The organism is Stenotrophomonas sp. GD03654, from assembly GCF_029845105.1.
In the GTDB taxonomy this organism is placed as follows: Bacteria; Pseudomonadota; Gammaproteobacteria; order Xanthomonadales; family Xanthomonadaceae; genus Stenotrophomonas; species Stenotrophomonas africana.
The window spans coordinates 1-19,716 of sequence record NZ_JAOCLC010000078.1 but is presented as its reverse complement, the minus strand read 5'-3'; the positions used below and the strand labels follow the sequence as shown (position 1 = coordinate 19,716).

The window sequence follows — 19,716 nt, the reverse complement described above, 5'->3', positions numbered from 1 at the left end:
TCTCGAAATCGGCCTTGGTCACCCCGCAATCCGGGCAGGTCCAGGTCTCGGGAATGTCCTCCCAGCGCGTCCCGGGCTCAATACCCTCCTCCGGCAAGCCTTCCGCTTCGCTGTAAAGGAAGCCGCAGACCACGCACATCCAGGTGCGCAAGGTGGTGGGGGTGGCATCGCTCATCGGATAATCAGGGCTGGATTCACGGGCCGCCATTGTCCCATCGCGGTCCACTCACCGGTAGCCATCAATGACTTCTGCTTCCCCGGCGCCCCGCGGCGTCTACCTGATCACCCCGGACGAGCCCGATACCGCGCGCCTGCTGGCCCGCACCGCGCCATTGCTGGCCGCTGGCGCCACCTGGCTGCAGTACCGCAACAAGACCGCCAGCGACGCGCTGCGACGGGAGCAGGCCATGGCGCTGCAGGCACTGTGTGCGGAGCACGGCGTGCCGCTGATCGTCAACGACGACCCGGCGCTGGCCAAGGCGGTGGGTGCGGCCGGCGTGCATCTGGGCGGCACCGACGGGGACATCCCCAGCGCGCGCGCGCTGCTTGGTGCCAACGCCATCATCGGCGCCTCCTGCTACGACCAGCTGGCCAATGCCGAAAAGGCCGTAGCGGCCGGCGCCAGCTATGTGGCCTTCGGCGCGTTCTTCCCGACCACCACCAAGGTCACCAGCAGCCGCGCCCATACCGACCTGCTGCGGCAAAGCGCCGCACTGGGCGTGCCGCGGGTGGCGATCGGCGGCCTGACGCCGGACAATGTCGGTCCCATCATCGACGCCGGCGCCGATCTGGTCGCCGTGGTCAGCGGCGTGTTCGCCGCCGAAGACCCGGTCGCGACCCAGCGCGCCTTCCTCGCCCAGTTCGCGTAATGCCCAGGAAATCCGCATGAACCACGATCACTCCCACGCCCTGTTCTCCCGCGCCCAGCAACTGCTGCCGGGCGGCGTCAATTCGCCGGTGCGCGCGTTCAAGTCGGTCGGCGGCGAGCCGTTCTTCGTCGAGCGCGCCGACGGCGCCTACCTGTACGACGTCGACGGCAACCGCTACATCGATTACGTCGGCTCCTGGGGGCCGATGATCGTCGGCCACAACCACCCGGCGGTGCGCCAGGCGGTGAAGAGGGCGATCGACAACGGCCTGTCGTTCGGTGCGCCGTGCGCGGCCGAAGTGACCATGGCCGAGACCATCACCCGTCTGGTGCCGTCGTGCGAGATGGTGCGCATGGTCAACTCCGGTACCGAAGCCACGCTGTCGGCGATCCGCCTGGCGCGTGGCGCCACCGGCCGCAACCGCATCGTGAAATTCGAAGGCTGCTACCACGGCCATGGCGACTCGTTCCTGGTCAAGGCCGGCAGCGGCATGCTGACCCTGGGCGTGCCGACCTCGCCGGGCGTCCCGGCTGGGTTGAGCGAACTGACCCTGACCCTGCCCTACAACGATTTCGAAGCCGCCACTGCGCTGTTCGAGCAACAGGGTGACGACATCGCCGGCCTGATCATCGAGCCGGTGGTTGGCAACGCAAACTGCATTCCGCCGCGCGACGGCTATCTGCAGCGCCTGCGCGAACTGTGCACGAAGCATGGCGCGCTGCTGATCTTCGATGAAGTGATGACCGGCTTCCGCGTCGCCCTCGGCGGTGCGCAGGCGCATTACGGCATCACTCCGGATCTGACCACTTTCGGCAAGATCATCGGCGGCGGCATGCCGGTGGGTGCTTACGGCGGTCGCCGCGAGCTGATGCAGCAGATCGCGCCGGCCGGCCCGATCTACCAGGCCGGTACGCTGAGCGGCAATCCGGTGGCGATGGCCGCTGGCCTGGCGATGCTGGAACTGATCCAGCAACCCGGCTTCCACGCCGATCTGGCCGAGCGCACCGCGCGCCTGTGTGCCGGCCTGGAAGCGGCCGCCGCCGACGCCGGCGTGGCCGTGACCACCACCTGCGTGGGTGCGATGTTCGGGCTGTTCTTCACCAGCGAGAAGGTGGAGACCTATGCGCAGGCCACCGCCTGTGACATCCCGGCGTTCAACCGCTTCTTCCACGCGATGCTGGACCAGGGCGTGTTCCTGGCACCGTCGGCGTACGAGGCCGGCTTCCTGTCCAGTGCGCACGACGATGCGGTGATCGAAGCGACGCTGGCCGCTGCACGCGTGGCGTTCAAGGCCGCCAAGGGCTGATCGCAAAAAGGGGACCCCTGCTCTGGTAGGTGTCAACCTTGGTTGGCACAAAAAGGGGACGGAGGGGATTAAGTCGTTTGTGCACAAACGACTTAATCCCCTCCGTCCCCTTTTTTTTCAACCGAAGACGAATTTGCCCTTCATCATCGCGAAGTGGCCGGGGAACGAGCAGAAGAAGGTGTAGTCACCGCCCTTCTGCAGGCCCTGGGTGGAGAAACGCACGCGTGTGGTTTCGCCACCGCCGATCACCTTGGTGTGCGCCAGCACGCGCTTGTCGGCCTTCGGCAGGTAGCTGTCGGCCAGGGTCATGCGCATGCCCGCCATCGCCACCGGCTGGTAATCGGCACTGCGGGTCAGCACCCAGTTATGGCCCATCGCGGTGGCGGCCAGCTTGCCGGTGTGGCGCAGGGTCAGGTCCACGGCGGTGCAATCGGCGGCGACCTTGATCTCGCGGCTGCTGAAGCTCATCTGGTCGGTGCTGTCGATGCTCACCGCACACACCCGCGCCATCGCCGACGGCGCCAGCATCAGCGCGCCCAGTCCCACTGCCACCCTCCAAGCCTTCATCGTTGCATCTCCTGCGGATTCAAACGCCATTCTAGGCAGCCCCCCATGGCCGCGTCTGCGACCGTCTGTCGCATGGCTGCTCCAGGGTTTCCCGAGTGTTCACTGCAATGGCATGCTCGGCCGATGCGGATCGATCTGTTGCTGCTGGATGTTGATGGCGTGCTGGTGCACTACCAGCGCGTGCAACGTGTACTGCACCTGGCACAGGCACTGCAGATTCCCGCTGCGGCGGTGCAGGCGGCGCTGTACGACAGCGGACTGGAAGCGGCGCATGACAATGGCACGCTGGATGGCCCGGCCTATCTGGCGCAGTTGGGAGAGCTTCTGGGCACGACTGTCGATGTGGCTGCATGGATCGCCGCGCGGCGGGCCGCCAGCCATCCGCAGGCTGCGGTGTTGCAGCGGCTGCAGGCCCTGCAGCTGCCAATGGCGGTACTGACCAACAACGGCGCGCTGATGAAACAGGTGTTGCCCACCCTGCTGCCGGAGCTGTCCCCGGCCCTGCGGGAGCGCGTGTTCTGCAGCGCGGATTTCGGCCTGCGCAAACCCGCACCCGAAGTCTTCCTGCGCACGCTGGAGGCGCTGGGGGTGATGCCTGCACGCACGCTGTTCGTCGATGACCTGTTCGCCAACGTACGCGGCGCACGCGCCGCCGGCCTGCACGCGGAAACCGTGCGCGATGGCCGGGGATTGGGCAAGGTGTTGAAGCGCTATCGGATTGCGTGAACCACTGTAGAGCCGAGTCCATGCTCGGCTCATCGCAGTGTCAGGCAACAGCAGCCGAGCGTGGGCTCGGCTCTACAGCTGTTGCTGCCGGGTTCAGCGCGCGGCGATGAACCCGGCAATCGCCGCACGCAGGCGCTTCAGGCCTTCGGCCACTTCCTCGTCGGTGATGTTCAGCGACGGCACGAAACGCAGCACGTCCGGGCCGGCCTGCAGGGTCAGCAGGCCGTGCTCGGCGGCGTGGTCAAGGATCGCACCGGCCTGGCCGGCGAAGTCCTTGCTCAGCACTGCGCCCAGCATCAGGCCACGACCACGCACGTCGCCGAACACACCGAACTCGTCATTGATGCGGGCGAAGCCATCGCGCAGCGCCTTCGACTGGCGGCTGACGTTGGCAGCGATCTCCGCCGAGGCCAGCTTGCGCAGTGCCACGCGGGCCACCGCAGCCGCCAGCGGGTTGCCACCGAAGGTGGTGCCGTGCGCACCGAACTGCATGGTTTCGGCCACCTTCGGGCCGGCCAGCATCGCACCGATCGGGAAGCCGCCCCCCAGCGCCTTGGCCAGGGTGACCATATCCGGCACCACGTCGTCCTGCCAGTGCGCGAACAGCGTGCCGGTGCGGCCCATGCCGGCCTGGATCTCGTCCAGCACCAGCAATGCGTTGTGCTGGTCGCACAGTTCGCGCACGCGCTTGAGGAAGCCGGACTTGGCCGGCATCACGCCGCCCTCGCCCTGGATCGGCTCCAGCATCACCGCAGCCACGTCACCGGCAGCCATCGCTGTTTCCAGCTGCACTTCGTCGTTGAAATCGATGTAGCGGAAGCCACCCGGCAGCGGCTCGTAGCCTTCCTGGTACTTCGGCTGGGCAGTAGCGGTGACCGCGCCCATGGTGCGGCCGTGGAAGCTGCCGCGGAAGGTGATGATGACGCGCTTGTCGGCCGGGCGGCCCTGGCTGGAGGCCCACTTGCGGACCATCTTGATCGCCACTTCGTTGGCTTCAGCGCCGGAGTTGCACAGGAACACGCGCTCGGCGAAGCGGCTGGCCTTGACCAGTTCTTCGGCCAGGTGCAGCGGCGGCGCGCTGTAGAACACGTTGCTGGTGTGCCAGAGCTTGCCGGCCTGTTCGACCAGCGCGGCCACCAGGTCTGGATCGTTGTGGCCGAGGCCACACACGGCGATGCCGGCGGCCAGGTCGATGAACTCACGGCCCTGGCTGTCCCACACGCGGGCGCCCTGGCCTCGCTCCAGTACCACCTGGCGGGGCTTGTAGACCGGCAGGTAATAGTGCGAAAGGGAGATCAGCGGATCGGTAGCGGCGGTCATGGCAGTCGGCAGGGTTCAGGAATCCCCATTCTCGCGCCGGAACCCCTGCGGCACAATGCGCGCATGCGACCGTTTTCCGCCCCCCAGCTGAACCCCGCCACCGAGACCGGCTGGCGCCGTCGGTGGTTCGACATCATCTACCGCCACGACACCCGGCCCTCGCGCAATTTCGACCTGATCCTGGTGGTAGCGATCGTCGCCAGCATCCTGGTGGTGATGATCGACAGCGTGCAGCACCTGCATGCCGAATGGTCCACCGGCCTGTACATCCTGGAATGGGGCTTCACGATCATCTTCACCGCCGAGTACCTGTTGCGGCTGGCGGTGGTCAAGCGCCCGCTGCGGTATGCGGTGAGCATCTGGGGCATCATCGACCTGCTGTCGATCCTGCCCGCCTACCTGTCGATGTTCATCCCCGGCGCGCAGAGCCTGCTGGTGGTGCGCGCGCTACGCATCCTGCGGGTGTTCCGCATCCTGAAGCTGACCCGCTACATCGAGGAAAGCGGCGTCCTCATGACGTCGCTGTGGCGCAGCCGTCGCAAGGTGCTGGTGTTCCTGTTCACGGTGATCACCATCACCATCATCGCCGGTGCGCTGATGTACGTGATCGAAGGCCCCGAACACGGCTTCACCAATATCCCGGCCAGCATGTACTGGGCGGTGGTGACCATGGCCACGGTCGGCTTCGGTGACATCGTGCCGCAGACCGTGCTTGGCCGCTTCGTCACCTCGGTGCTGATCCTGATCGGCTACAGCATCATCGCCGTACCCACCGGCATCTACACCGCCGAGCTGGCCAGTACCATGCGTGAAGCCGAACAGGCCGCGCGCCGCGATGCGCGTGGCTGCCCGGACTGTGGGCTGGAAGGTCATGAACCGGATGCACTGCACTGCCGCAAGTGCGGTGGCAAGCTGCCGGATGCGTTCAACCATTGATGCGAGCGCCGGCGATGTACACCGGCGCTCGCTGATCACGCCATGAGCGGGAGCGCTACTGGCGGTTGCTCTGGAAGACCAGCGAGTTGTATTCCTGCATCAGCTTGCTGGCCGAACCGCGCGGCGCCATCGACGGCGAATCAAGCATGCGTCGTTCGAAATCGGTGTAAGGCTTTTTCTCGCTGACGCGCTGCAGCCGCTCCTTGCCTTCGCGCCGGAAGTTTTCGGCCTCGCGCTCGAAGCTGCTCCAGTCCAGCTTGCCCGGCTCCTGATCAGACACCTTCGCATGTGCTTCATCGGAAATGCGGTTGAAGGCATCCAGGCGTTCGCGGGCCTTGGCCTGATCGAAATCATCCTCGCTCATCAGATCCATGATGGCCTTGGCTTCCAGCATCATCGCCAGACGGTAGTACTCGCGCGTGCGCCCCTCAGCCTGCTCCAGCGCCTTGAGCTGCTCGCGCTGGGCGGCGTCGTTCTGGCGCTCCAGCTCGGCATTGAACGTTTCGCTGGCAGCCACGAAATCCTTGAAGGCGGCCATCAAGGGCGCGTGCAGCTGCTTGCCCTTGGCAAACTGGTCGTCTTCGTAGTCCTGGCGATCGTAGTAGTCGTGCGCGTCCTTGCTGACCGGCACCAGCGCCTTCAGCGCCTGCTGGTAATGGCCTGCAGCCGCATCGAGATCGGTCAGCGCCGGCTTGGCGGCGATCGCCTCGGTTACCGGGGCGTCGCACTGTTTCATGTCGTAATCGCTGATCTCGAACGGTCCGTACACGTGCGTCTCGCGTCCGGTCGGGCCAACGTCGACGTCCTTGATCCAGCGTGTGTAGGACTGGATGCTGCCGTGGGTTTTCGAATCCAGCGCGTTGAAGCAGCCGATGTAAGCGTTGAGCTTGGCGGTCAACTGCTGCTGTGTGTCAGACGGGGCAGCGCTGGCGTCCGGCGTGCCGGAGGCAGCGGCGCCGCCCCCATCTGCCGGTGCCTTGCCACCGCAGGCGGTCAGGATCAACGACAGCGAAGCGGCCAGCGCCGCGACGGAAAGAGTGCGTGACATGTGCTTACATCCCTGTTGAAAACGATTACAGCCACGCATTCTAGCGCAGCAGGCCGAGGGTCGCAGCCCTCGGCCTCATCCGGCGACAGGCGATCAATCCAGGAACAGATCCGGCAGCAACGGACGCGACGGATCCACCGCGTAGCCCGAAAGATCGGTGATGCCGGCCTGCGCCAGCACTTCATCGTCGATCAGGAACCGACCGTGGAAACCCGCCGCTTCGCGCACCAGCACCGCATGCGCGGCATCGGCCATGATCTGCGGCGTGCGGCAGCCGGCCGCATCCACGCCCGGAATCATGTTGATCGCATCAGTGGCGATGACCGTGCGCGGCCACAGCGCATTCACCGCCACGCCCTGCGGACCGAATTCCGCGGCCAGGCCCAGGGTGACGAAGCTCATGCCCATCTTCGCCAGCGTGTAGCCGGTATGTGCACCCCACCATTTCGGCTCCAGGCTCGGCGGCGGCGCCAGGGTCAGGATGTGGGGATTCGGCGCCTGCAGCAGGTACGGCAGGCAGGCCTGCGCGCACAGGAAGCTGCCGCGCGAATTGACCTGCTGCATCAGGTCGAAACGCTTCATCGGCGTTTCCAGCGTGCCGCGCAACCAGATCGCGCTGGCGTTGTTGATCAGGATGTCGATGCCACCGAAGGTGTCGACCGTGGCGGCAACTGCGGCCTGTACCTGCTCTTCCTCGCGGATGTCGCACTTCAGCGCCAGGCCCTGGCCGCCCGCGGCTGTGACCGCTTCGGCTGCGGTATGGATGGTGCCCGGCAGCTTGGGATTCGGCACCGACGACTTGGCCGCAATGGCCACGTTGGCGCCGTCGCGCGCAGCGCGCAGTGCGATGGCCAGGCCGATGCCACGCGAGGCACCGGTGATGAAAAGCGTTTTGCCCTGCAGACTGCCCACGTTCCACACTCCAGCGTATGCAATGAGCCGCTAGTATGCCGCGCCGACGCGGAGTTCACCCGCCCTTGACGATACTCGGGCCTCCAGACAACGCACGAGGTCCACGCCATGCGCCGTTCCCGCCTGTTGCTGCCTGCCTTGGGGCTTGTCCTGCTGACCGCCTGCCAGGGCCGTTCGCCGGAACCCGGCAAGGCGCCATCCGCCGGTGACGCGCCCAGCGCGGAGAAGGCCGCCGCCGACGGCAAGATGCGCTGGAGCGAAGCGGTGGTCTGGGATGGCGACCTCAACGCCTGCCGCCAGGGCGAGAACGCGGCCACCCGCGATTGCCTGCGCGATGCGATGCGCGCCGGTGGCGCCAGTGCTGATGCCATCACCGCCGCCGAACAGTTGTCCACCGGCGGCGAGCTGGCCTATGTGACCGCGTGGCACGAGAGCGAAGGACTGGGCATTGCCACGGTCGAGTATCCGTTCCGCGCCAACACCAATGAAGGCACCCGCCTGGTCGATGCCAGTGGCAAGCGCATCGATGTGGATGCCGTGCAGCTGGACGACACCCTGCGTGCCGACCCCGCTGTACAGGCCCTGCTGAAGGACCACCCGCAGGCCACGCCGTTCGCACCGGCACAGTCGGCCGGAGCCTCGCCACTGGAAAACGGCGGCATCCGCGTGATGTACCGCACACCGCTGCGCGACTGCCACGCTTGCCCGGATGTCGGGCAGTTGCAGATCGCCTACGACTTCGACGCCAAGCGCAACTTCATCGGCCAGCAGGTCGTGCCGGCGACGCCGTAAGGCCACCGGCCTCTGTAGAGCCGAGCCTCGCTCGGCTCATTGAATGCAGCTGAGCATGGCTCGGCTCTACAATACGGCTCTGCCCGGCGCATCCACGCATGGCGTGGATCTACCGGTACAACTGCACCTGCTTTTCCAGCAGATGCGGCACGATCAACCGATGCACCGGGGCAACCGGCAGCATGTACGCACGCCCGAACGCGTTGTGTGTATGCACCACCGTCGTTACTTCCAGCACATCGCCCTGCCACTGCAGGGCCAGCTGCACGCGAAGATGGCGGTCGTCGTCTTCCAGCACGATGACATCGTCGTGCAGCGACTGCAGGGTGAAGATGCCCAGCCGCTGGCCGGGTTGAGGATCTTCGACCGCCTGCACCGCACGCAACGAGCCCAGATGCTTCATGCCGAGCAGGCGCATGCCGTGGTTGCGCAGCGCCATCAGCCCATCGAACCAGCCGGGAATGGTCGCCGCCATATCGCGATAGGCCTGCAAGGCCGAGCGCCCATCGCGACGGGTCGTCGCCTGGCAGGCGTGCACGAAGTCGGCACCGGGCAACTGCGCACGCAGCGCACTGTCGGCACTCGGCGGGCCGGTCACTACCCGCGAAGCCTTCACGGCTTCGGCCCCTGCCCTTCGTTGTCCTCCCAATGCAGGATGCGGCGGGTAACGAAGCGGTAGATCGGCTTGCCGGTGGCAAACCACAGTTCGCGCACCCACGAGGTGCGCTTGAGCACGCGCTTCTCCACCGGGGTGAGCGATTCACGGCAGTACATGCGCTTGTGCTTGAGCAGGTGGCGCAGGTCCTCGCGGGCCAGCAGCCGCATCCAGCGCGAGCGCGGGTTGCCGATCACCGCCAGCTGGAAGTCGATCAGCGCCGGGCGGCCATCTTCGGTCACCAGCCAGTTGGCCTCCTTCGCCAGATCGTTGTGGGCCACGCCGTTCCGATGCAGCTGCTGCAGCAGCCTGCGCGCGGAACGGAACCAGGCCAGATCGTCGCGCGGCGGGCGTTGGTACATGGCATCGCCGGCCATGAAGCTGCGGTCCAGGTGATGGCCATCCCAGGCCAGCAGCTGCGGCACATCGGCCATGCCATCGATATGGCGCAGCGCGCGTGCCTCGCGACGTGCAAGCCACCACGCCGGCAACCGCAGCCACAGCGGCGTGGCCCCAAGATCGCGGCGCACGAACGGGCCATTGGGCCCTTCAACCAGAAGGATCTGACCGAAACTATCGGCCTTCAAAGCACGGTGGGGAGCGTCTGGCGTATGTGGCATGGGCCCATTCTAGGCGATGGCGCCGGTTGCAAACGGTCACCAAGCGGCTGGGAACCAGTCACCTTCACGCCCCTATAATCGGGCAATGGACTCTTCATGGATCGACGCCACGCTCGCGTGGATTGCCGCTCACCCCGTGCTGGCGGGTGCCGTTATCTTCCTCATCGCCTTCTGCGATGCGGTGATCATTCTTGGCGCCATCGTGCCGGCGCTGCCACTGCTGTTCGCGGTGGGCGTGTTCATCGGGCTGGGCCAGATCTCCGGGCCGTACGCGGTAGCGGCTGCAGCGCTGGGTGCGTTCGCCGGCGACGGTATCAGCTACTGGATCGGCCGCCGCTGGGGCGACCGCCTGCGTGGCGTGTGGCCGTTCAGCCGTTATCCGCAGCTGCTCGACCGCGGCGAGAACCTGTTCCGCCGCAACGCCTTCAAGAGCATCCTGATCGCACGTTACGTGGGCGCGATCCGCCCGTTCGTGCCGGCCATCGCCGGCATGATGAAGATGCCCGCCAGCCGCTACGTGCAGGCCAGCGGCATCGCCAGCATCTCCTGGGCCGTACTGTTCCTGGCCCCGGGCTGGATCCTCGGTGAAGCGTATGACGCGGTGGCCGCCGTAGCCGGACGACTGGTGGTGGTCGTCGGCCTGCTGTCAGTGATCCTTGGCCTGGTCTGGGCCATCGTGCTGTACGGCTACCGCTGGTCGGCCGCGCGCATGGACAGCTGGCTGGCGCGACTGCTGGACTGGTCCAACCGCCACCCGACGCTGGGCCGCTACACCGTCGGCGTGCTTGATCCCAAGCGCCGTGAATCGGTGCCGCTGGCGATGCTGGCGCTGATGCTGCTGGTGCTGGGCTGGGGCTGGTTCGCGCTGCTGACCGTGGTGGTCGCACACGGCGAGCCGCTGGCGATCGACCTGCTCGTACACCAGGCCATGCTGGCGCTGCGCAACCCGCTGGCCGATTACCCGATGGCCGCGCTGGCGTCGCTGGGCGCCTGGCAGGTACTGCTGCCGGCCACCGCGGCGGCAATGGGCTACCTGATCTGGCGCCGGCGCTGGATGGCGGCCGCGCACTGGCTCGCCGCCCTCGCCTTCGGCCTGGCGCTGACCATGCTGCTCGGTGCCACCGTGGATGTGGTGCGCCCGGTCGACGCCAGCAGCGGCTTCGGCTTCCCGTCGGTGTCGGTGACCATGGCCACCATCACCTTCGGCTTCTTCGCGGTATTGATCGCGCGTGAGATGCCCGGCCGCACCCGCGTCTGGCCCTACCTGGTGTCAGGCATCGTGGTCAGCCTGATCGGCTTCTCGCGCCTGTACCTGGGCGCGCATTGGCTGAGCGATGTGATCGGCGGCATGCTGTTCGGCACGTTCTGGCTGCTGGTGCTGGGCATCGCCTACCGCCGCCGCTTCAACCGCTCGTTCTGGGTGAAGCCGGTGGCGTGGCTGTTCTACGGCGTCTTCGCCGTGGCGGCGATGTGGTACGCGCCACGCAACATCCCGGTGAAGCTGGAACGCTTCGAACCGACCCTGCCGGCCCCACAGGCGATGGACATGCAGGCCTGGTGGCAGCACGACTGGGTGACGCTGCCGGCGCGCCGCAACGAGTTCGACGACGACCAGCGCTGGCCGCTGGACGTGCAGGTGGCGGGCCCACTGGCGCCACTGCAGGCGCAGCTGGAAGCGCGTGGCTGGAAGCGGCAGGAACAGGCCGGCTGGCAGCAGGCGCTGCTGATGCTGGACAAGAACACCGGCGCCGACGAACTGCCGGTGCTGCCGGCCACGCTGGACACCCGTGTGGAAGCACTGCTGATGGTGCGCCAGGGCGCGCAGCCGGAGGAGCGCTACGTGCTGCGCCTGTGGCCGGCACCGGCACAGCTGCAGCCGGGCAACACGCCATTGTGGCTGGGCAGTGCACAGACCCTGCGCTACGAGCGTCACTTCGAGTGGATCGGCATGTGGCACCCGCTGCGCGGCGTCGACCCGGCCTTGAATGCGGTGAAGGAGGCCGTGCAGGAGCTTCCGCAACGCGAGGACGTGCACAGCGAAACCGGGCTGCCGGTGCTGCGGTTGAAGACCACCACGCCCTGACCGGTACCGGTCGCGATCACCCAGTGTAGAGCCGAGCCCATGCTCGGCTGCTCTTCGCGGGATCCATCAAGCCGAGCATGGGCTCGGCTCTACAGCAGATCCACGCCCTGCGTGGATGGCTTCTACGGCATCCAGCCCAGCAACTGCTGCAGGCGCTGGTGCGGGTCATCCATCTGCAGCAGCTGCAGGCGCTGCTGCTCGCTCAGCGGCAGCAGCTCGGCCAGCCGCCAGCCGACCCAGCTGGCCTGGTCCAGCAGCGCTGGATTGGCCGGCGCATAGGCCTCGCCGGCCTGTTCGATGATGTGCCCCAGCACCGTGGCCAGCAGTGCATGCTGCGGCCGCAGTTCGTCGTCAGGGTCTTCATCGCACCAACGCACGTCGGCTACCACCAGCCCGTTGTCACGCACGCGCGTGCGCTCGACATGGAAACGACGGGTGCCGCGCAGGCGCAGCTGCAGCACGCCGTCAGCGCCGACATCGAAGTCTTCGATGCGTACCTGCACGCCATACGCCGCCGGTGTCGCCGGGGCCCCCACTTCCTGGCCGTCGAGGATCAGGCAGACACCAAAGCCCTCACCACTGCGGCCGCTGTCGCGGACCAGATCCAGGTAGCGGCGTTCGAACACGCGCAGGCCCACCGCCGCACCTGGCACCAGCGTGGTGTGCAGCGGAAACAGCGGCAGCGAACCGTCGACGCTCATCGGGCCTGCAGCGCGGCAAGGAAGCGGCGCGGTGCGCCGTCGAAGCCACCGTTGGACATGAACACCACATGGTCACCACTGCGCGCGCTGGCCTGCAATTGCGCCAGCAGCGCGTCGGTATCGGGCACGGCGTGCGCCTCGCCACGCACCTCGGCGATCACCGCAGCGGCATCCCAGGCCAGTTCCGGGCGATGCAGGAACACGACTTCATCGGCCAGCACCAGCGACGGTGCCAGCGCCTGCGCATGTGCGCCCAGCCGCATCGAGTTGCTGCGGGGTTCCATCGCGACCACGATGCGCGCATCGCCCACCTTGGCACGCAGGCCTTCCAGCGTGGTGGCGATCGCGGTCGGGTGGTGGGCGAAATCGTCGTAGACGGTGATGCCGTCATGGCTGCCGATCACTTCCATACGGCGCTTGACGCTGCGGAAGCGTGCCAATGCCGGGATCACCTCGGCCGGTGCCACGCCCACTGCATGTGCGGCAGCCAACGCGGCCAGGCCGTTGAGCACGTTGTGGCGGCCCAGCAGCGACCACTGCACATCGCCCAGCGCCTGCCCACGATGGTGCACACGGAATGCACTGCCATCGGCAGCCAGCAGCTCGGCATGCCATTCCAGCGAAGGATCGAATCCGAAACGCTCGACCGGGGTCCAGCAACCCATCGCCAGCACTTCGGCCAGATGCTGATCCTCACCGTTGACGATCAGTCGGCCGCGCGCCGGCACCGTGCGCACCAGGTGATGGAACTGGCGCTGGATCGCGGCCACGTCCGGGAAGATGTCGGCGTGGTCGTATTCAAGGTTGTTGAGGATGGCCACCAGCGGCCGGTAGTGCACGAACTTGCTGCGCTTGTCGAAGAATGCGGTGTCGTACTCGTCGGCCTCGACCACGAACTCGCGGCCCTGGCCCAGGCGGGCAGAGACGCCGAAATCCTCGGCGACGCCGCCGATCAGGAAACCGGGCGAACGACCGGCGCTTTCCAGCAGCCAGGTGAGGATGGTGGTGGTGGTGGTCTTGCCGTGGGTGCCGGCCACGGCCAGCGTGTCACGGCCCGGCAGCACCTGTTCGGACAGCCACTGGGCACCGGAAATGTAGCGCTGGCCGGCGTCGAGCACGGCCTCAACGGCGGCATTGCCGCGCGAGAGTGCGTTGCCGATCACCACGTCGTCGGTACCGGCCGGCACGCTGTCGGCGCGGTAGCCCTGGTCCAGGGTGATGCCCAGCTGCTCGAGCTGGGTCGACATCGGCGGGTAGATGGCCTGGTCGCTGCCGCTGACCGTATGGCCCAGTTCCCGCGCCAGGGCGGCCACGCCGCCCATGAAGGTGCCGGCGATTGCAAGGATATGTACGCTGCTCATGACCGGGGATTGTGACCGATGACGGCTGTATAGGGCCAATGTCCGCTCCCGGGTAAGACAAGTCCTACACAGGATGTGAGAAAACTCCAATCATCTGTCAGGGAATTCCCGATAGCGATGTTCTGTGAACCCGGACACAATTCGAACTGCCAGCCGCAGTACCCGAACCGGTCCTACTCCCCAAGAGGCCATCCCCAAGGGAGCTCATGCTGCGGGGCCCTGAGCAAGCCCTCCGCTGGCGCCTATCAAACGACACAGGCCTGATCCTCGCGGACCAGGCCTGTGTTTTTTACGCCCGAAGGGCCGGACGCGTGCCGGCCCTGCCGGATCAGGCCTTGATCGCTGCCAGGATGCGGGCTTCGATCTCGTCCAGCTCACCAACGCCATCGACGCGGGCCAGGGTGCCACGGCCGGCGTAGAAATCGACCACCGGGGCGGTCTGGTCGTTGTAGACCTGCAGGCGCTGGCGCACCGCTTCCGGATTGTCATCGGCGCGGCCCTGCTCCTTGGCACGACCGGCGATGCGATCGACCAGCAGCTCGGTGGCCACGTCCAGCTGCACCACGGCGTCCAGCGGCTGGCCGATCTTGGCCAGCAGGCCGTCCATCGCATTGGCCTGGGCCACATTGCGCGGGTAGCCATCAAGGATGAAGCCCTTGGCGACATCAGCCTGGGTCAGGCGCGACTCCAGCATGCCCAGCAGGATGTCGTCCGACACCAGGTTGCCGGCATCCATCACCGTCTTGGCCTGCTTGCCCAGCTCCGTGCCGGCGGCGATTTCCGCGCGCAGCATGTCACCGGTCGAAATGTGGGCGATCCCCAGCTTTTCCTTCAGGCGCGTCGCCTGTGTCCCCTTGCCCGAACCGGGCGGTCCCAACAGAACCAATCGCATTGACCTGACTCCAACGTGTTGAAAATTAAGAAGGTTCGCGCCCCGGACGGACCGGTATCGCTGCACCGCAATAGCGCCACTTTACCGCATACGGGTAATGTCACTGCAATGTCCCCTCCCCCGAGCAGGTAGAAGCATGCGCAACGGTACTCTCCTTTATGCCCAGTCCGGCGGCGTCACCGCGGTCATCAATGCCACCGCAGCGGCAGTGATCGAGCAGGCCCGCGCCAAGGGCATCAAGGTCCTGGCTGCCCGCAACGGCATCCTCGGTGCGTTGCGCGAGGAGCTGATCGACACCAGCAAGGAGAGCGCCGCCGCGATCCGCGCCCTGGCTCATACCCCGGGCGGTGCCTTCGGCTCGTGCCGGGTCAAGCTGAAATCACTGGACGCCGACCGCGCCCGCTACGACCGCCTGCTGGAGGTGCTGCGCGCACATGACGTGCGCTGGTTCCTCTACAACGGTGGCAACGATTCGGCCGATACCGCGCTGAAGGTCTCACAGCTGGCCAAGGCCTCCGGCTACGACCTGACCTGCATCGGCGTGCCCAAGACCATCGACAACGATCTGGCGGTGACCGACACCTGCCCCGGCTTCGGCTCGGCGGCCAAGTACACCGCGGTCTCGGTGCGCGAAGCGGCGCTGGATGTGGCGGCGATGGCCGAGACCTCCACCCGCGTCTTCATCTACGAGGCGATGGGCCGCCACGCCGGCTGGCTCGCTGCGGCAGCCGGCCTTGCCGGTAACGGCGATGACGAAGCGCCGCACATCATCCTGCTGCCCGAACGCGCCTACGACGAGGCCGCGTTCCTGGCCAAGGTCAAGGCCGTGGTCGAGCGTGTCGGCTACTGCGTGGTGGTGGCGTCGGAAGGCATCGCCACCGCCGATGGCCGTTTCGTCGCCGATGCTGGCGGCGGCAAGGACTCGTTCGGTCACTCGCAGCTGGGCGGCGTAGCGGCGCACCTGGCGGGTCGGGTCAAGGACCAGCTGGGCCTGAAGGTCCATTGGGCGCTGCCCGATTACCTGCAGCGCTCGGCCCGTCACCTGGCCAGCAAAACCGACTGGGAGCAGGCGCAGGCAGTGGGCAAGGCCGCGGTCCAGCTGGCGCTGAAGGGCCAGAACGGCGTGATGCCGGTGATCGTGCGCAGCAGCGATGCGCCGTACCGCTGGAAGATCGAAGCGGCACCGCTCTCGAAGATCGCCAACCACGAGAAGAAGATGCCGGCCGGCTTCATCCGCCGCGATGGCTTCGGCATCACCGCCAAGGCACGCGCCTACCTGTCGCCCCTGATCAAGGGCGAAGCCCCGCTGCCGTACGGCACCGACGGCCTGCCGAAATACGTCACCCTCAAGAACGTGGCGGTGAAGCAGAAGCTGACGCCGTTCGAGGGCTGAGCCGAAAAAGGGGACGGAGGGGATTAAATCGCATCTGCCCCTCCGTTATCTCCAACAGCGTCAGCAGTGGGTCGGATACGACTTAATCCCCTCCGTCCCCTTTTAGTGGAGGCACACCATGGCACTGCGTGTTGTTCGATTGGGTACACCGCGCGCGCCCGACGAGGGCCTGCGCATCGGTACCGTGCGACGGCCACCACGTGGCGTGCCGCGCAGCGAGTTCGCGACACAGGACTGGTACGACGTCTGGTTCCCGACCCTGTCACCCAGCGCGGCACTGGTGAAGCAGGCGCACGAGGCGAAAACGGCCGCCGACTGGAACGCCTTCTTCCGCCACTACACGACCGAGATGAAGGCGCCGGATGCGGCCCACGCGCTGGACCTGCTGGCCGCGATGTCGCAGCACAGCGACATCAGCGTGGGGTGCTATTGCGAGGATGAGGCGCACTGCCACCGCAAGGCCCTGCGCGAGCTGCTGGTGGCGCGCGGGGCGACGCTGGCGGATTGATCACCCGGATGCCGGCCAGCGGCCGGCACTACCCGTGGATGACCGCGTGGGTCCTCCGCCCACGCAAAATTCAATTGCAGGCCTTGCCTTCCATCTGCAGCTGCGCGGCGAACATCGTCACCTTCGGGATCTGGCCGGCCGCAGCCTGCTTCTTTGCTTCTTCCAGGTAGATCCGCGACTGGCCCTGACCGTCCAGGGCCTGGCTGTTGTTCATCGGCAGGCGCCAGACGCGCACGACGGCCTGCTGTGCCGGGCAGGCGGCGCTGGGCACGCGGATCACATCATTGAGCTTCCAGCCCTTGTCGGCACTCGGCTGCGCCTTGGCGTAGTCGACGTAGCGCGCGCGCGGCTGGCACTGCTCGCTGGTCCGCACCGGCGCGAAGCGATACGGCTCGGCCGCCTGACCGGTGAAGGCACCTTCCAGGCGCGCGCAGGCCTCGGGGATCTGCCGCAGGGTGTGCACCGCACCAATGGCCTGGGGGGCACCCACGGCGCGCTGCAGCTCCGGGGTTTCCGCAGCGAGTGCCGGTACAGCCGGGACCAGGGCGGCAAGCATCAACAGGGACAGGCGCATGGGAGATCTCCTACAGGACTGAGCGCAGGCTTGCAGAGCCTGGCTTAACGGGGTGCAAAGGCCTGTGGCTCTCGAATCATGGCCATGGCCCGACGGCATGCGCCGCGCGCATGGCGATGCCTTCCATCTTGAGGGCACCCACAGGATCAGGAGGCGCGCCTCGTAGAGGCCAGTCGAGCATGGCTCGACTCTATAAGTGGCGGCACGCATACTGCGGGCACCAGGGAATGCTGAACACCGCCATACGTCGGACGACCACCAAGGTCGGTACGGGTTGGTTCCAGGCTGCAGCCCGTCGTCCCCCTCGTGGTGCCGTTCATCGACACTGGATGCCTACATCCATTCTGCGGAGGGGTCTAATGCTGGAACGTCACGGGCTGTCACTGGCGCTGGGCTGCGCCATTCTCGCGATCCTGTTCGGAATCGTCTCGGCGCGCTGGATCCTGCGCCAACCCACCGGCAATGAACGCATGATCGCGATCGCCACGGCGATCCAGGAAGGTGCACGTGCCTACCTCAACCGCCAGTACCTGACCATCGGCGTGGCCGGTGTGGTGCTGTTCGTGCTGGTCGGTGTGTTCCTCAGCTGGTACACCGCGATCGGCTTCGCGGTCGGCGCGGTGCTGTCCGGCGCGGCCGGCTACATCGGCATGAACGTGTCGGTACGTGCCAACGTACGCACTGCCGAGGCTGCACGCCACGGAATCAGCGCGGCGATGGACGTCGCCTTCCGCGGCGGTGCGATCACCGGCATGCTGGTGGTCGGCCTGGGCCTGCTGGGCGTGGCCGGCTACTACGCACTGCTGCTGCGGATGGGCCTGCCGATGGAGCAGGCGCTGCACGCGCTGGTCGGGTTGGCGTTCGGTTCGTCGCTGATTTCGATCTTCGCGCGCCTGGGCGGCGGCATCTTCACCAAGGGCGCCGACGTCGGCGCCGATCTGGTCGGCAAGGTCGAAGCCGGCATTCCCGAAGATGATCCGCGCAACCCGGCGGTGATCGCCGACAACGTCGGTGACAACGTCGGCGACTGCGCTGGCATGGCCGCCGACCTGTTCGAGACCTATGCGGTGACCGTCATCGCCACCATGCTGCTGGGCAGCCTCATGCTGGCCGAGGCGGGAGCCAATGCGGTGCTGTATCCGCTGGTGCTGGGCGGCGTTTCGATCATCGCCTCGATCATCGGTGCGCTGTTCGTCAAGGTGAAGCCGGGCGGCTCGATCATGGGCGCGCTGTACAAGGGCGTGATCGTCTCCGGCGTGCTGGCCGCCATCGCCTTCTACCCGATCACAACCGGGCTGATGTCCGACAACGTGCATGGGCCGATGGCGCTGTATGGCTGCGCGTTGATCGGCCTGGTCCTGACCGGGCTGATTGTGTGGATCACCGAGTACTACACCGGCACCCAGTACAAGCCGGTGCAGCACGTGGCGCAGGCGTCGACCACCGGCCACGGCACCAACATCATCGCCGGCCTGGGCATTTCGATGAAATCCACCGCGCTGCCGGTGGTGGCCGTGTGTGCGGCGATCTGGGGTGCGTTCGCGCTGGCCGGCCTGTACGGCATCGCCATCGCCGCCACCGCGATGTTGTCGATGGCCGGGATGATCGTCGCGCTCGATGCCTACGGACCGATCACCGACAACGCCGGCGGCATCGCCGAAATGGCCGAGCTGCCCTCGGAGATCCGCGACATCACCGATCCGCTGGATGCGGTGGGCAACACCACCAAGGCGGTGACCAAGGGCTATGCGATCGGTTCGGCAGCGCTGGCCGCACTGGTGCTGTTCGCGGACTACACGCACAACCTGCAGGCTGCACATCCCGGGCAGGAGTTCCGCTTCGACCTCAGCGACCACACGGTGATCATCGGCCTGCTGATCGGCGGCCTGATTCCCTACCTGTTCGGTGCGATGGCGATGGAAGCGGTCGGCCGCGCGGCGGGTGCAGTGGTGGAAGAGGTGCGCCGCCAGTTCCGCGAGATCCCCGGCATCATGCAAGGTACCGGCAAGCCGCAGTACGACAAGGCGGTGGACATGCTGACCCGCTCGGCGATCCGGGAAATGATCGTGCCGTCGCTGCTGCCGGTGGCGGTGCCGGTGGTGGTCGGCCTGCTGCTGGGGCCGCGCGCACTCGGCGGCCTGCTGATCGGCACGATCGTGACCGGCCTGTTCGTGGCCATTTCGATGACTACCGGCGGCGGCGCCTGGGACAACGCCAAGAAGTACATCGAGGACGGCCACTTCGGCGGCAAGGGCAGCGAGGCGCACAAGGCCGCGGTGACCGGCGACACCGTCGGCGACCCGTACAAGGACACCGCCGGCCCGGCGATCAATCCGCTGATCAAGATCATCAACATCGTGGCGCTGCTGCTGGTACCGCTGCTGTAGATCCACGCCATGCGTAAACCCGTAGAGTCGAGCAAGCTCGGCTCTACACGGTCACCGCCCGCGCAG

General features: G+C 66.8%; 20 protein-coding genes. 9 read left to right on the top strand and 11 right to left on the bottom strand.

Features of this window, described 5'->3' with window-relative positions; genetic code table 11:
• On the bottom strand, positions 1-208 hold a 208-nt coding region (locus N5J73_RS20975; protein WP_279941340.1), incomplete at its 3' end, for a rubredoxin.
• A gap of 34 nt (positions 209-242) precedes the next feature.
• Between N5J73_RS20975 and thiE the strand changes: the two genes are divergently transcribed.
• On the top strand, positions 243-869 hold the full coding sequence (thiE, locus tag N5J73_RS20970; protein ID WP_049444389.1) for a thiamine phosphate synthase: 627 nt from the start codon (positions 243-245) through the stop codon (positions 867-869).
• Between the two features lie 16 nt (positions 870-885).
• A complete protein-coding gene (gene hemL, locus N5J73_RS20965; protein WP_049444391.1) occupies positions 886-2,175 on the top strand; it encodes a glutamate-1-semialdehyde 2,1-aminomutase in 1,290 nt (429 codons plus the stop codon).
• A gap of 117 nt (positions 2,176-2,292) precedes the next feature.
• Here the strand turns inward: hemL and azu are convergent, their stop codons facing one another.
• On the bottom strand, positions 2,293-2,742 hold the full coding sequence (azu, locus tag N5J73_RS20960; RefSeq protein WP_057501171.1) for an azurin: 450 nt from the start codon (positions 2,740-2,742) through the stop codon (positions 2,293-2,295).
• 123 nt (positions 2,743-2,865) lie between these two features.
• Here azu and N5J73_RS20955 point away from each other — a divergent pair, with 123 nt between their 5' ends.
• Entirely contained in the window at positions 2,866-3,468 is a 603-nt protein-coding gene (locus N5J73_RS20955; protein ID WP_164078696.1) for an HAD-IA family hydrolase, read from the top strand.
• Positions 3,469-3,561: 93 nt separating this feature from the next.
• Here N5J73_RS20955 and N5J73_RS20950 read toward each other — a convergent pair whose 3' ends face one another.
• On the bottom strand, positions 3,562-4,788 hold the full coding sequence (locus N5J73_RS20950; RefSeq protein WP_164078695.1) for an acetylornithine transaminase: 1,227 nt from the start codon (positions 4,786-4,788) through the stop codon (positions 3,562-3,564).
• Positions 4,789-4,851: 63 nt separating this feature from the next.
• Here N5J73_RS20950 and N5J73_RS20945 point away from each other — a divergent pair, with 63 nt between their 5' ends.
• A complete protein-coding gene (locus N5J73_RS20945; RefSeq protein ID WP_054172451.1) occupies positions 4,852-5,724 on the top strand; it encodes an ion transporter in 873 nt (290 codons plus the stop codon).
• A gap of 55 nt (positions 5,725-5,779) precedes the next feature.
• Here N5J73_RS20945 and N5J73_RS20940 read toward each other — a convergent pair whose 3' ends face one another.
• Together N5J73_RS20940 and N5J73_RS20935 are read right to left on the bottom strand one after the other, a co-directional pair.
• Entirely contained in the window at positions 5,780-6,772 is a 993-nt protein-coding gene (locus N5J73_RS20940; RefSeq protein ID WP_099588698.1) for a YiiG family protein, read from the bottom strand.
• Between the two features lie 93 nt (positions 6,773-6,865).
• The gene (locus N5J73_RS20935; protein ID WP_154349595.1) at positions 6,866-7,684 is read right to left on the bottom strand and encodes an NAD(P)-dependent oxidoreductase; all 819 of its coding nucleotides are present in this window, start codon (positions 7,682-7,684) and stop codon (positions 6,866-6,868) included.
• Between the two features lie 108 nt (positions 7,685-7,792).
• On the opposite strand from N5J73_RS20935, the gene N5J73_RS20930 reads away from it, so the two are divergent.
• Positions 7,793-8,476, top strand: a complete 684-nt coding sequence (locus N5J73_RS20930) for a hypothetical protein (RefSeq protein ID WP_154349596.1) — start codon at positions 7,793-7,795, stop codon at positions 8,474-8,476.
• Positions 8,477-8,585: 109 nt separating this feature from the next.
• On the opposite strand, the gene N5J73_RS20925 is transcribed toward N5J73_RS20930, so the two are convergent.
• Both N5J73_RS20925 and N5J73_RS20920 read right to left on the bottom strand, forming a co-directional pair.
• Positions 8,586-9,092 carry a DUF2867 domain-containing protein gene (locus tag N5J73_RS20925; protein ID WP_154349597.1) on the bottom strand — a complete coding sequence of 169 codons (507 nt, stop codon included), beginning with the start codon at positions 9,090-9,092 and terminating at the stop codon, positions 8,586-8,588.
• Positions 9,089-9,751 (bottom strand): serine/threonine-protein kinase, encoded by a 663-nt coding sequence (locus N5J73_RS20920; protein ID WP_164078694.1) that lies wholly within the window; start codon positions 9,749-9,751, stop codon positions 9,089-9,091. Before N5J73_RS20920 ends, N5J73_RS20925 begins: the two co-directional genes overlap by 4 nt.
• Positions 9,752-9,836: 85 nt before the next feature.
• Here N5J73_RS20920 and N5J73_RS20915 point away from each other — a divergent pair, with 85 nt between their 5' ends.
• Entirely contained in the window at positions 9,837-11,834 is a 1,998-nt protein-coding gene (locus N5J73_RS20915) for a bifunctional DedA family/phosphatase PAP2 family protein (protein ID WP_049444406.1), read from the top strand.
• 122 nt (positions 11,835-11,956) lie between these two features.
• Here N5J73_RS20915 and N5J73_RS20910 read toward each other — a convergent pair whose 3' ends face one another.
• The 3 genes from N5J73_RS20910 to N5J73_RS20900 all read right to left on the bottom strand — a co-directional run bounded on the left by N5J73_RS20910 (position 11,957) and on the right by N5J73_RS20900 (position 14,788).
• A complete protein-coding gene (locus N5J73_RS20910; RefSeq protein ID WP_010484006.1) occupies positions 11,957-12,535 on the bottom strand; it encodes an LON peptidase substrate-binding domain-containing protein in 579 nt (192 codons plus the stop codon).
• Positions 12,532-13,896, bottom strand: a complete 1,365-nt coding sequence (mpl, locus tag N5J73_RS20905) for a UDP-N-acetylmuramate:L-alanyl-gamma-D-glutamyl-meso-diaminopimelate ligase (protein ID WP_099588694.1) — start codon at positions 13,894-13,896, stop codon at positions 12,532-12,534. Before mpl ends, N5J73_RS20910 begins: the two co-directional genes overlap by 4 nt.
• A 328-nt stretch (positions 13,897-14,224) precedes the next feature.
• The gene (locus tag N5J73_RS20900) at positions 14,225-14,788 is read right to left on the bottom strand and encodes an adenylate kinase (protein ID WP_014038375.1); all 564 of its coding nucleotides are present in this window, start codon (positions 14,786-14,788) and stop codon (positions 14,225-14,227) included.
• 136 nt (positions 14,789-14,924) lie between these two features.
• Here N5J73_RS20900 and N5J73_RS20895 point away from each other — a divergent pair, with 136 nt between their 5' ends.
• Positions 14,925-16,181 (top strand): 6-phosphofructokinase, encoded by a 1,257-nt coding sequence (locus N5J73_RS20895; protein ID WP_049444411.1) that lies wholly within the window; start codon positions 14,925-14,927, stop codon positions 16,179-16,181.
• Positions 16,182-16,299: 118 nt separating this feature from the next.
• Positions 16,300-16,689, top strand: coding sequence for a DUF488 family protein (locus N5J73_RS20890; protein ID WP_049444412.1), 390 nt, complete (start codon positions 16,300-16,302; stop codon positions 16,687-16,689).
• 70 nt (positions 16,690-16,759) lie between these two features.
• On the opposite strand, the gene N5J73_RS20885 is transcribed toward N5J73_RS20890, so the two are convergent.
• Entirely contained in the window at positions 16,760-17,263 is a 504-nt protein-coding gene (locus tag N5J73_RS20885) for a hypothetical protein (protein ID WP_049444414.1), read from the bottom strand.
• A 359-nt stretch (positions 17,264-17,622) separates the two neighbouring features.
• Between N5J73_RS20885 and N5J73_RS20880 the strand changes: the two genes are divergently transcribed.
• A complete protein-coding gene (locus N5J73_RS20880; protein ID WP_057501184.1) occupies positions 17,623-19,650 on the top strand; it encodes a sodium-translocating pyrophosphatase in 2,028 nt (675 codons plus the stop codon).
• Positions 19,651-19,716: the final 66 nt, after the last annotated feature.

What these genes read in the sequence shown, in the direction of transcription:
- N5J73_RS20945 (WP_054172451.1), top strand. Translation starts at nt 4,852, where the DNA reads ATGCGACCGTTTTCCGCCCCCCAGCTGAACCCCGCCACCGAGACCGGC.
- N5J73_RS20900 (WP_014038375.1), bottom strand. Translation starts at nt 14,788, where the DNA reads ATGCGATTGGTTCTGTTGGGACCGCCCGGTTCGGGCAAGGGGACACAG.
- N5J73_RS20940 (WP_099588698.1), bottom strand. Translation starts at nt 6,772, where the DNA reads ATGTCACGCACTCTTTCCGTCGCGGCGCTGGCCGCTTCGCTGTCGTTG.
- azu (WP_057501171.1), bottom strand. Translation starts at nt 2,742, where the DNA reads ATGAAGGCTTGGAGGGTGGCAGTGGGACTGGGCGCGCTGATGCTGGCG.
- thiE (WP_049444389.1), top strand. Translation starts at nt 243, where the DNA reads ATGACTTCTGCTTCCCCGGCGCCCCGCGGCGTCTACCTGATCACCCCG.
- N5J73_RS20915 (WP_049444406.1), top strand. Translation starts at nt 9,837, where the DNA reads ATGGACTCTTCATGGATCGACGCCACGCTCGCGTGGATTGCCGCTCAC.
- mpl (WP_099588694.1), bottom strand. Translation starts at nt 13,896, where the DNA reads ATGAGCAGCGTACATATCCTTGCAATCGCCGGCACCTTCATGGGCGGC.
- N5J73_RS20955 (WP_164078696.1), top strand. Translation starts at nt 2,866, where the DNA reads ATGCGGATCGATCTGTTGCTGCTGGATGTTGATGGCGTGCTGGTGCAC.
- N5J73_RS20885 (WP_049444414.1), bottom strand. Translation starts at nt 17,263, where the DNA reads ATGCGCCTGTCCCTGTTGATGCTTGCCGCCCTGGTCCCGGCTGTACCG.
- N5J73_RS20910 (WP_010484006.1), bottom strand. Translation starts at nt 12,535, where the DNA reads ATGAGCGTCGACGGTTCGCTGCCGCTGTTTCCGCTGCACACCACGCTG.
- N5J73_RS20880 (WP_057501184.1), top strand. Translation starts at nt 17,623, where the DNA reads ATGCTGGAACGTCACGGGCTGTCACTGGCGCTGGGCTGCGCCATTCTC.
- N5J73_RS20895 (WP_049444411.1), top strand. Translation starts at nt 14,925, where the DNA reads ATGCGCAACGGTACTCTCCTTTATGCCCAGTCCGGCGGCGTCACCGCG.
- N5J73_RS20930 (WP_154349596.1), top strand. Translation starts at nt 7,793, where the DNA reads ATGCGCCGTTCCCGCCTGTTGCTGCCTGCCTTGGGGCTTGTCCTGCTG.
- N5J73_RS20950 (WP_164078695.1), bottom strand. Translation starts at nt 4,788, where the DNA reads ATGACCGCCGCTACCGATCCGCTGATCTCCCTTTCGCACTATTACCTG.
- N5J73_RS20890 (WP_049444412.1), top strand. Translation starts at nt 16,300, where the DNA reads ATGGCACTGCGTGTTGTTCGATTGGGTACACCGCGCGCGCCCGACGAG.
- N5J73_RS20920 (WP_164078694.1), bottom strand. Translation starts at nt 9,751, where the DNA reads ATGCCACATACGCCAGACGCTCCCCACCGTGCTTTGAAGGCCGATAGT.
- hemL (WP_049444391.1), top strand. Translation starts at nt 886, where the DNA reads ATGAACCACGATCACTCCCACGCCCTGTTCTCCCGCGCCCAGCAACTG.